Below are 11668 nucleotides of genomic sequence, written 5' to 3'. Positions count from 1 at the left end.
CTCGCTTTCTTCATTAGGTTAAAGGAACCCATTCATCTCGATGAATGACTTCGATTCGGGCAACTTCCACACGTTTCTGGACCTCGTCGGTCGATAGGCCTGCGGCAGCTTGCACTTGCCAAGCCGCGTAATTGACGACGCCGCGTCCTAGCAGCGCGCCTTCGATACTGAGCACCTCGACGACGTCGCCGGGGTGGAAGTCCCCTGCAGCGCCTGTGATGCCGGCAGGAAGCAAGCTCTTGCCACCGCTGAGCAGGGCCGCTTTGGCGCCTTGGTCAACGATGATTTGCCCTTGGGGCAGCGAGTGGAAGCCGACCCATTGTTTCTTCACAGGCAGGTTGTTCAGAACGGTGTCGAAGTAAGTGCCCTTGCCGCTGCCATCCACGGCATGCGGCAAATCACCGGGCTCGAGTACGCGCCCGATGAACACCGGCACGCCCCCGCGCATCGCGATGCGGGCGGCCTCGACCTTCGAACGCATGCCGCCGGTGCCGACCGCGCTCCCAGAGCCTCCAGCGAAGCTGAACAGCTCATCACTGATGGCGTCCACGCGATCGATACGCTGCGCGTTCGCGTTTTTGCGGGGATCGTCCGTGTACAGGCCGTCCATGTCCGTAATGATGATCAATTTGTTCGCTTTGACCAAATTGCCTACCAAGGCCGACAACGTGTCATTGTCGCCGAATTTCAGTTCATCCACCGCGACGGTGTCATTCTCGTTAATGATCGGCACGACGCCGCGCTGCAGCAGCTCGTCGACCGTCATCAGCGCGTTCTGCACGCGCTTGCGGTTAGAGAAGTCGTACCTAGTCAGCAAAATTTGCGCCACGCTGATGCCGTGGGACGCAAAAGCTTCGTGGTACGCCTGCATGAGTAGAGCTTGGCCGACAGCGGCTGCGGCCTGCTTTTCGTGCAGCACCTTCGGCCGCGTGCGGTAGCCAAGGGAGGTGAAGCCTGCGGCAACTGCGCCGGAGGTAACCAGTAGGACTTGATGTCCGTCCTGCTTCAATTGCGCCACCTCCGACGCGAAAAACCGTATTTTATCCGGATTGAGGCCCCCGGTATCTGAAGTTAAAGAGCTGCTGCCGATTTTGACGACGATTCGCTGAGTCATATCGATCCCATCCTTTGATTTACATGTATGTAGATACAAAAAAGACTCCCGTCCTCATAACATAAGGACGAAAGTCTGTAGCTTCCGCGGTACCACCTTAGATTGGCGCACACCGATTCCGGCTGCACCCAACTCTAGATTCCCTAAATAACAGCAGGGCACTGTTCAACTCATCGTTGACTGTTCAGGGGCGGGTTCGGAGTCGGTTCACGGCAAGCTCTCTCAGTCAATGGAGCTTACTCTCTGTTTACGTGCTTAACGGTTCCTACTATTCCCATCATAACATTGCGATATAGAAGTTTTTGAGGACTTCCTTTTTTGGTTCTATCTAGAATAGCACGCAGTACAAGCGTTTGTAAAGAAGCAGCAGCCTCTATATTTTCTGCTTATCCAAATAGATTCAGCTTACCGATTCGTTGCACGGCTTCAGCTAATCGTTCTTCAGAGGATAAAAGGCCAAGCCTTACATAACCTTCTCCGTGTGTTCCGAAGCCAACGCCTGGGGCGACGACAACCTTCGCTTCTTGCAAAAGCAAATCGGCAAGACTCTGTGAGGTGTGTCCTTTGGGAACGGGCAGCCAGGAGAAGAAAGACCCCTGTGAAGGGCGTGCATGCCAGCCGATGCTGGCAAGAGCTGCATAAAGGGCATTGCGGCGGCTCTCGTAAACATCACGCAGCTCAGTAACACAATCTTGCGAAGCTGTGAGAGCTGTTGCGGCTGCCACTTGAATACCGCCGAACAACGAGCAGTAGTAATGATCCTGCATCAAGTTAATAAGGCGGATAACTTCTCGGTTCCCTAAGGCAAAACCTACACGCCAGCCAGCCATGTTGTACGTTTTGGAGAGGGTATAGAACTCGATACCCACTTCTTTGGCACCTGGTGTCTGCAAGAAGCTGACCGGCTTCTGACCGTCGAAGCCTATCGCGCCATAGGCGAAATCACTTGCGACGACAACACCATGCTTGTGCGCGAATTCGACCGTTTCTTCATAAAAGGAAGCGGGAGCCGTAGCACCTGTTGGGTTGTTCGGATAATTAATGAACATCAGCTTCGCGCGGTTCAAATCGGATTCTTTGAGCTGTGAGTAGTCAGGTAGAAAGTTGTTTTCTTCTCGCAAGGGCATGAATGCCATTTCGGCGCCTGCAAGAGCAACCCCGGACCAGTAATCCGGGTAGCCAGGATCAGGAACCAGACATACATCTCCAGGATTAAGCAAGCATTGAGCTATCTCGATTAGTCCTGTTTTACCGCCAAAAAGAATCGCAACTTCCGTTTCAGGATCAAGATCTACGTTGTGATCCTCCTTATACCTTTGAGCAATGGCTTGTTTCAGAAATGGAAATCCGCTGAAGGGCGGATACTTATGATACAACGGATTAGCAGCCGCTTCTTGTATGGATGACACGATATGCGGAGGCGTAGGGCGGTCTGGATTCCCTTGGCCGAGATTAATGACGTCATGACCCGCAGCAATTTGCTCATTTGCTTTGCGTACGAGTGTTGCAAAAAATTGAGTTGGAAGTCCATTCATACGTTCAGCTGGCTGTATCGTAAAAGGGCTTGTTGTAGGGGATACTTTAGTCACGTTTTAATTCACACTCCGGAGGTCGGGATTTTAATTAATAACCTTAATGTAACATGATTAATCTTTTTTTCATAGTGATGAAAATAATCGATTTTACATCAAGCGGCCAATATCATAAAGTTAGTTCATAAGTTAAGGAAAGGTGCTGAAGACCATGTCGGACAACACACTAGTGGCTCAAGTTTTTTTGCAGGAATCCATACGTGCATTTGAAAATATGAAGAAGCTGGCGGATAAAGCTTTCGCACAAACGGAAGATGCTCATTTTTATCTAACGTTAGATGAGGAGTCGAATTCGTTAGAATTGTTGATCAAGCACATGCACGGTAACATGTTGTCACGGTGGACAGATTTTTTAACAACGGATGGGGAAAAGGAAACACGGCAGCGTGACGATGAATTTGAAAGCAGTCAATACACGCGGGATGAGCTTATTTCCTTTTGGGAGGAAGGCTGGAAGGTTCTGTTTGATACACTGCACGCACTCACGCCGGATGATGTTCTTAGGACCGTTCAAATTCGAGGCGAAGGGCATTCTGTACTGCAAGCCATTCAGCGCCAAGTGTCTCATTATGGCTACCATGTAGGGCAAATCGTTCTGCTTAGTAAACATTGGGCAAATCATCATTGGGAGACTTTAAGTATAGCAAGAGGACAGTCCAAAGCGTTCAAACCATCTTGAGTTCCATTGAGTTCAAACTTAAATTAGACTACTATAAAGAGATATTGGTAATCTGCCGCCCGAAAGGAGTCATCCTAGTATGTCCGAATCACAATTACTACACATTGCACTTATTCAAATGGATATTCAAATCGGTGAACCCGATACGAACTTTGCTCAATTGGAGAAGCTTCTACATCAAGCGGTGAGTGGAGATCAAAAGCCTGATGTGATCGTATTTCCCGAGATGTGGAATACAGGTTACGCCTTGACGGAGATTCAGCAGTTGGCTGATCCTAACGGTGTTAGGACGAAAGCCTTTTTGAGTGACTTTGCCCGGACCCATCGTGTCAATATCATCGGCGGTTCAATTGCTGATAAAAGAGACGATCGTGTTCTGAACACGATTTATGCCTTTGATCGCGAAGGGGCGGAAACAGCTGAGTATTCCAAAATCCACTTGTTCCGTCTTATGGACGAGGAGAAGTTTCTACATAGCGGCGATCAGCTTGGCCGATTTGAGCTTGAAGGCGTTCCGGCTGGCGCGATGATTTGCTATGACATTCGTTTCCCTGAGCTTGCTCGCAAATTAGCGCTGGATGGGGCAAGGATTTTATTCGTACCAGCGGAATGGCCGCACCCACGTTTGCACCACTGGCGTACGCTGCTCATGGCCAGAGCCATTGAGAATCAGATGTATGTTGTTTCTTGTAATCGTGTTGGGACTAGTGGAACGACGAATTTCTTTGGGCACTCGATGGTTATTGATCCTTGGGGTGAAGTGCTGGTGGAAGGCGATGAGAGCGAAGCGATTTTGCATGCAACCATTGACCTGACGGAAGTTGTACGTGTTCGCGCTAAAATTCCGGTCTTTGAAGACCGCCGTCCACATTTGTATTAGTCTAAATAAAAAATGTACCTGCACCTATTTGATTTTTTGTCGGTTTTTCTGTAAACTAAAGCCAATTGAATGATCAATTGTGGCTGTGAAGGATGAATAGTACTTGAACAACTTCAAGTTCAGCGAGCTGGGGACGGTGAAAGCCCAGATTGAAGCTCAAGGAAAAGGCTATCCGGAGCCAATACGATAAAGGGGATACGCTGCTTTATGGGTGTATCAACTAGGGTGGAACCGCGGGTGCGTAAGGCTCTCGTCCCTAGGCATTATTTGATGCCTTTGGATGTTGAGCTTTTTTTGCGTCTGCTCATATCCAAACGGTCGTCAAAGGTCATTGACCTATAAACGAGAAGCTGAAGGAGCGAATGAACAATGAGCGTTACTATGGATCAAGTTGTAGCATTAGCGAAGCACAGAGGTTTTGTATTCCCAGGTTCAGAAGTGTATGGCGGTTTAGCTAACACTTGGGATTACGGTCCGCTTGGTGTCGAGTTGAAAAACAACATCAAGCGTGCTTGGTGGAAAAAATTCATTCAAGAATCCCCTTATAACGTGGGTCTTGATGCGGCAATTCTGATGAACCCGCAAGCTTGGGTAGCATCCGGCCACGTAGGTAATTTCAACGATCCAATGATCGATTGCAAAAGCTGTAAAGCTCGTCACCGCGCAGATAAATTGATTGAAAATAAACTGGCTGAGAAAGATATCGAAATCATCGTTGATGGCATGACGTTTGACGATATGATGAAGCTAATCGTAGAGCATAACATCGTGTGTCCGGATTGCGGCAGCAAGGATTTCACAGACATTCGTCAGTTCAACCTGATGTTCAAAACATTCCAAGGTGTAACAGAAGCTAGCACCAACGTGGTTTACTTACGTCCTGAGACAGCACAAGGGATTTTCGTCAACTTCAAAAACGTTCAACGCACGATGCGCAAAAAGCTGCCATTCGGTATCGGCCAAGTCGGCAAAAGCTTCCGTAACGAAATCACGCCAGGTAACTTTACGTTCCGTACACGTGAATTCGAACAAATGGAGCTTGAGTTTTTCTGTAAGCCCGGTGAGGACATGAAATGGTTCGAGTACTGGAGAAGCTTCTGCCATAACTGGCTGTTGTCTCTAGGTGCCAAAGCAGATAACCTTCGCCTTCGCGATCACAACGACGATGAGTTGTCCCATTACAGCAATGCGACGACGGATATCGAGTACAAATTCCCGTTCGGTTGGGGCGAGCTATGGGGTATCGCGGATCGTACAGATTTTGACTTGAAACAGCACATGGAGCACTCAGGTGCGGACTTCAACTATATTGATCCAGAAACAAACGAGCGTTACATTCCTTACTGCATTGAGCCTTCTCTTGGCGCAGACCGCGTTACGTTAGCGCTTCTGATCGATGCTTTCGAAGAGCAAAAGCTGGAAGGTGACGACAGTCGTACGGTGCTGCACTTCCATCCTGCACTGGCACCGATTAAAGCAGCTGTTTTCCCGCTTTCCAAAAAGTTGAATGAAGGCGCGCAGGCTGTATTTGCGGATCTTGCGAAGCATTTCATGGTTGATTATGATGATACAGGTTCTATTGGTAAAAGATACCGCCGTCACGATGAAATCGGTACACCATTCTGTATCACATACGACTTTGAGTCCGAGACAGATGGTCAAGTAACGGTGCGTGACCGTGATACTATGGAACAAACAAGGATGCCAATTTCCGAATTAAAAGCATTCATTGAGAATTCACTTCAATTTTAATATTAAGCCCCCTGTGAGAACGTCGATTGACGTGATGACAGGGGGCTTTTTTTAGATAACATAATCCAAGATTTCGCTGTAAGGTACGTAGCGTGTTACTCCATGGAGAGGCGGGCTGTATACATGGATGGAAACAGCAGGCTCGTGGAAAGGGTTGCTTAACTGATGAATTTGCTCGCAAGGAGCTTCGAAATATTCACCTGACCCAATATAGTCATCTGTTTGGGCGACGGGATAGCCTTCTGAGTCCAAACGGTACTTGGTATTAACTAGCGTTCCCTTAACTAAACAAGCGGAGCCGATGGACGAGCCATGGTTATGAATCGCCGTTGCCTCTGAAGCAGGTATGTGAATCACAATAACTTCTAGATCTTTCGTGCTATAAACGACATTTCGACCATAGGGTAAATGTTTGGGTTCTGTTTTATAAACAGGCACCTCATGAAGTAAGTTGTCTAAGGATTGTAGGGCTGCTTTCAGCTGTTCTAATGATGGTTCTTGCAATTTACAGAATGTCTGCTCAATTGCTCTTAATAATGTCATGGTTTTCCGCCTCCTGGGCTAATGCTATCTTTTTATCATTTATTATTGGGGAATGGATAAGTTTTATTTATATATCATATGCTTGTGGAGTTCAAAGGGTTAGAGGGATCTGTGGAATTTTAATCAATTTGGTCTGTAATCAGTCTGTGGACTGGGATTATTTCCTACTCTAGTGCGATTTCTTTAAGAGGCTGATATGTCAAAATTTGTAGTGTGGAGTGACGTTATAAAGAGAGGATGAGGCTAATGATGGTGGATGTTAAAGAACAAGACAAGAAAGCAATACTCGCCATTTTCGAGGCTCTTGGCAAAGCTTGGAATGAGCATAATGGGCAAGCGTTCGGCCAATGTTTTACAGAAGATGCGGACTATGTGACCTTCAACGGACAGCATATCAAGGGGCGACGAGAAATTGCTGAAATTCATCAGAAGCTGTTTGATGGTGTGTTAAGAGGTTCGTCAATGATGGAAGGAGGTTCAGTTCTTATCCGATTTCTAACTTCCGACATGGCTATTGCTCATTGTGTTGGAGCTGTTAAACTCAGATGGCAGAAAAAAGCGCCAAAGAACAGAGATTCCATCAATACAAATGTGCTTGTCAAAGAAAAAGGCGATTGGAAAATTGCAGCTTTTCACAACTGCCGCATCCAACCGCCGAATTTTATTCAAAAATGGTTTATGAAGTAATCGTGTTCGAAATGGTCTAAACCCGGAACGGCGGCAATTGTCTGCCATCGATATCCGTAAAGCCATACTGTTCCGCTAGGGTTCCTACTTCGAGAAGCTGACCTGCCCTTTGACTTACATGAGGATCGGATGCCAAAGCGACAACTGCGCGACCGATATATTCCACAGATTCCGTCGTATGAAGTGCTTCGACTTTCATGAAATCGGGATCACCTGGTTCTAAGCCATAATGCTTATAAACTGCTTCCGTGCGCATCCAGCCAGGTGCTAATGTAAGCGCGGTTACATCGATATGGTTTGCTTTCAGATTTTGAGACATGGCGCGTGTCATATTCGCAACTGCTCGTTTCACCGTGTCATAAAAAACATTGATAGGGTAGTCGCCGCCAAAGTCGGAGTAGACACCTGTGTTTATCAGAAAACCACGATTTTGTTCGAGGAAAAAGGTAGACATCGCATACCGGCTTGAAACCATCTGAGCACGCAGTCCTGCCTCGAACATTTTGTCCCAACGCGTCATCGGCTGCTCCCAAAAGGGAACGGAGAAATCGACATCATCATAATCCTCGTAACCGCCCCAAGCATTATTGACCACAATATCAAGTGTTCCTTGTTCTTGTTTAATGCGTTCGTATAAAGCTTTGACATCAGCGTCGATGGTATGGTCACAACGAACGGCGATTCCTAATCCACCGCGCTGCGAAACGGCTTCAGCGGTATCTTCAATTGTACCCGTGAGATCTGTTCTCGTGGACTTCGCTCTCGTGCTGCGTCCAGTCACGTAGACTGTCGCCCCAGCTTCCCCAAGTGCTAACGCAATGCCGCGGCCGCCGCCTCGACTGGAACCAGTAACCAAGGCAATCCGTCCTTGTAGGTTTTTTGTTTGCATCGTTGTGCCTCCTTAGAGTTTTTTGCCAGAGAACTGGCATCATAAGCATGAGCTTAGAGTTTTTCATCAGAAAAACTGGCAGCATCATTCGATTCGTTTGCTCAGTTTTAATGTTACATCAAATCCATGACAATTCTTGTCATAGTATTCGGCGGCGCTGGAAAGATCTATTGCTCAACTTAAGGGGAAGATGGTTTAAAGTGAGAAGGGATGAAGAAGGCATGTAGAAGATTCAAAATAAGAGATGTAAAAAGTACATCAAAAAATGGAGGAATGATCGGTTTTTGCAGAACAGATGCATTTTGTACAACTAATATGTCCGTTTCTCTGAACACTCACCGTTTAAAAAGTAGGGTTGGTGGTTTATTTTCAGCATGATAGTACATCAAATGCTGGAGGATATCCAATTGGCAACACACTCGGAGTTTATCTAATCTCAGTCATTAAGCCCAACTACTCAAGAATTTCCTGATCTTTCATCAGATGATCTCTTTATATGCCTATACATAAAATGCCTGCTTCTCCCTAATTCTCCCGCACATAGTGCAGATAAGCTTCGAAATGTACTCCGATTACTTTGTGGGAGCTATGATACTTTTTTCGCGGTAACGGAAGATGGGTTGTCAAGTTTGAATTGGCACCTTGTACGTTAGTTAGGTTTGATTAACGGGAAAACCTCCTGCTAATTGCTCCGTTTGACCGCTTTTCAATCCTTATAGATGGAATATCTCCCGTTAATTCAATCGAATCTCAGTAAATTCAGAAATTATCGCTGATTTAGAGGGAGGTTTTCCAGTTAGATGCATTGCTCACGATGCCGACGTCAAATTATCTGGAGGAATTACCTTTAATTTGAAACATTCACTCACCATTTAAAAAGTAGGGTTGGTGGTTTATTTTCAGCATGATAGTACATCAAACGCTGGAGGATATCCAATTGACAACATACTCGGAGTTTATCTAATCTCAGTCATTTAGCCCAACTACTCAATAAATTCCTGATCTTTCATCAGATGATCGATTTGAATGCCTGTGCCTAAAAGCCTGCTGATCCCTAATTTTCCCCCACAATGTGAAGATAAGCTTCGAAATGTATTCCGATTACTTTTGTGGGAGCTATGATACGTTTTTCGCGGTAACGGAGAAAGGGTTATCAGGTATGAATTGGCTCCTTTTGTACTAGTTAGGTTTGATTAAAGGGAAAACTTCCTGCTAATTGCTCCGTTTGACGCTTTTCAATACATATAGATGGATAACCTCCCGTTACTTCAATAGAATTCGCGGGAATTTCGATATATTCGTTCATTTTGATGCACTTTTTGCATATATTCTCTCGATTTCGCCGAAATAGTGTAAAATAGATGCACTATCTGCATCTGAAAGTAAAGTGCCCACCATCACAACGGTTACATTGAATCCACACTTCAAGTCAATTCATTGCCGTATGCATGCTGCATCAAACGTATTTGATCCCGAATCCAATTCACCATCTCCAAGGGCTCTTCAACTAGGGCGTCCCCACCCAAACTGAGAAAATACTTCGAAAAGTACGTTAAATTACTTCGATGCATGTCTGTCACTAATAATCCAGAGCCATCGTCATAAAGTTCCACGCTATCATCCACTCCATTACTTCGTTCATAAGTTCTAACACCAGCTGGAGTCAGCTTCACCCGGAGCTTCATTGTCATGGGGCCTGCCTCACGCTCTTGACCTGCTAATAGCCAGTCACCAAGAGTGTAGTGTTTGAAACTTTTGCTCGGATGTTCGATTTCGGCTCGTTCCAAGCTACGTATACGATCAGCGCGAAATAAAAGAAATCCATCTTTTTGAAAGCAATAGGAAGGGAAATACCAGTAACCATTGGACGCGTAAATACCAATTGGCTGCACGACTCTTTCCGTAGTTCCATCCTTGGACGCGTAGGTTATGCGTAAAGGCGTTTCATCAATAGAAGCTTCCAATAACTGTTCCAAGAAGGGGGAATCATGAGTTCGCGTAGGCGTCCAAAAGGATACTCGATCTTTAAGGGCATCGATTCTCACCTTCGTATCCGTTGGGAGATAGTGATAGAACTTATTTAGAGCCGAAGTCGATTCTGCTGCAAAAGGGAGCGCTCCATAATACTGGAGCGACTGAAAGGCGAAGAACATCGCAACAGCCTCTTGTTCGGAAAACAGAATCGGAGGGAGCATCCGCTTATTTAATAAGCGATATCCCCCATGTGGGCCAAATTCGGTATACAGCGGCATACCCAGCTCGCTCAGCTCCTGTAAATCGCGGTGCATCGTGCGTTCGGAGACGCCGAATTCATCGGCCATCTCTTTCGTCGTGAACTGCATACGTTCGTTTACCGCCATCATCAACTGAATTAACCGTTGAGTTTTGTTCATTGCAGGTTATACCCCCTTGTACTAACCGATTGTTCGCATAACCTCTTTCATTGTGGAAACGAAAGCCTCGGCAGCTTTAGAAATGTACCTGCCTTTACGATAGGCAATAACGAGTGTGCGAGTAGGTCTGCCTTCAAGGGTGAGGTGAATGGGTGATAATTCACTGAAGCTTCTTTTTGAAATTAAATATGGGACGAAACCGATTCCCATGCCTGCAGCGACGAGGGACTGAACCGTTTCCATATTACTGGACTCGAAGACAATATTGGGGGTAATACCTGCTTTTTGGCATAGTTCAAGTGTTAGCTTGCGAAATCCTTGCCCTTTTTTCAAAGCGATGAAAGCTTCCTTCTCTAATTGTTCGATTCGAATAGGTTCTTTACTTGCTGCTAATCGATGCAGTGGAGGTACCGCGAGGACGATTTCTTCCTCCAGCAAAGTCTCGTAAACGAGAGAATCCTCTCTCAAAGGCAATGAGAGCAGTGAAATATCCGTTTGTCCATTCATTGTAAGTGTTTCTAAGTTAGAGGAGGTCTCTTCAACGAGTGTAATTTCAATATCCGGATAAGCAGCTTGGAAGACGGGAACTACAAAAGGCAGGATCGTTGAACCCGTAATTGGCATGCTGCCTACAACAAGGCGCCCCTTTTTCATTTGTGAAATGTCTTCCATTTCCTTCTTAAGCTGCTCGACCATGTCGAGGATTTTTTGTGATTTTTCAACAAAAAGAGAACCAGCGTGAGTAAGTTCAACGGAATTGGTGCTTCGCTGGAAAAGAAGGACGCCGATTTCTTTCTCTAGCTTGGATAGCTGCTGGCTTAGGGAAGGCTGGGCAATATGAAGTTTCTCCGCGGCGCGCGAGAAATTGCGTTCGATCGCGATTTGAATCGCATATTGAAGTTGACGTAATTCCATCGTAAGGCACATCTCCTCATATGTAATAATCATAGCTTGTTTTATTGGTACAACCTATAAAGCATAAAGATAATATACCAGATTTTAAGCTTTGATATAAGGAAACTCCGATCGAGGACACTCAACTCAATTGATGAGCAACCGTGTTTAGTGGAACAAGCAAAAGCAGTCTGCGGACAAAATCCACAAACTGCTTTATAAATTAAAGTATTGGATTATCTAAT

General features: G+C 46.0%; 10 protein-coding genes. 4 read left to right on the top strand and 6 right to left on the bottom strand.

What is annotated here, in order from left to right:
• Positions 1-13: 13 nt before the first annotated feature.
• A complete protein-coding gene (gene proB / locus GC098_RS11645; RefSeq protein WP_171643334.1) occupies positions 14-1114 on the bottom strand; it encodes a glutamate 5-kinase in 1101 nt (366 codons plus the stop codon).
• A gap of 386 nt (positions 1115-1500) precedes the next feature.
• On the bottom strand, positions 1501-2703 hold the full coding sequence (locus tag GC098_RS11640; protein ID WP_312880067.1) for a pyridoxal phosphate-dependent aminotransferase: 1203 nt from the start codon (positions 2701-2703) through the stop codon (positions 1501-1503).
• 154 nt (positions 2704-2857) lie between these two features.
• Here GC098_RS11640 and GC098_RS11635 point away from each other — a divergent pair, with 154 nt between their 5' ends.
• From GC098_RS11635 to GC098_RS11625, 3 genes are all read left to right on the top strand, one after another.
• A complete protein-coding gene (locus GC098_RS11635; RefSeq protein WP_171643333.1) occupies positions 2858-3385 on the top strand; it encodes a DUF1572 family protein in 528 nt (175 codons plus the stop codon).
• A 79-nt stretch (positions 3386-3464) separates the two neighbouring features.
• Positions 3465-4265 (top strand): carbon-nitrogen family hydrolase, encoded by an 801-nt coding sequence (locus tag GC098_RS11630; protein ID WP_246358563.1) that lies wholly within the window; start codon positions 3465-3467, stop codon positions 4263-4265.
• A gap of 369 nt (positions 4266-4634) precedes the next feature.
• Complete coding sequence (locus GC098_RS11625) at positions 4635-6017, top strand: glycine--tRNA ligase (RefSeq protein ID WP_171643332.1); 1383 nt, start codon at positions 4635-4637, stop codon at positions 6015-6017.
• A 51-nt stretch (positions 6018-6068) separates the two neighbouring features.
• On the opposite strand, the gene GC098_RS11620 is transcribed toward GC098_RS11625, so the two are convergent.
• Entirely contained in the window at positions 6069-6560 is a 492-nt protein-coding gene (locus GC098_RS11620) for a cysteine dioxygenase (protein WP_171643331.1), read from the bottom strand.
• Positions 6561-6806: 246 nt separating this feature from the next.
• Here GC098_RS11620 and GC098_RS11615 point away from each other — a divergent pair, with 246 nt between their 5' ends.
• Complete coding sequence (locus GC098_RS11615; RefSeq protein ID WP_246358562.1) at positions 6807-7247, top strand: SgcJ/EcaC family oxidoreductase; 441 nt, start codon at positions 6807-6809, stop codon at positions 7245-7247.
• Positions 7248-7263: 16 nt separating this feature from the next.
• On the opposite strand, the gene GC098_RS11610 is transcribed toward GC098_RS11615, so the two are convergent.
• From GC098_RS11610 to GC098_RS11600, 3 genes are all read right to left on the bottom strand, one after another.
• Entirely contained in the window at positions 7264-8136 is an 873-nt protein-coding gene (locus GC098_RS11610) for an SDR family NAD(P)-dependent oxidoreductase (protein ID WP_171643330.1), read from the bottom strand.
• Between the two features lie 1424 nt (positions 8137-9560).
• A complete protein-coding gene (locus GC098_RS11605; RefSeq protein WP_171643329.1) occupies positions 9561-10529 on the bottom strand; it encodes a helix-turn-helix transcriptional regulator in 969 nt (322 codons plus the stop codon).
• 21 nt (positions 10530-10550) lie between these two features.
• Entirely contained in the window at positions 10551-11444 is an 894-nt protein-coding gene (locus tag GC098_RS11600) for a LysR family transcriptional regulator (protein WP_047674339.1), read from the bottom strand.
• Positions 11445-11668: the final 224 nt, after the last annotated feature.

Source organism: Paenibacillus phytorum (assembly GCF_013141715.1).
In the GTDB taxonomy this organism is placed as follows: domain Bacteria; phylum Bacillota; class Bacilli; order Paenibacillales; family NBRC-103111; genus Paenibacillus_E; species Paenibacillus_E phytorum.
This window is presented reverse-complemented; position numbering and strand designations above follow the sequence as displayed.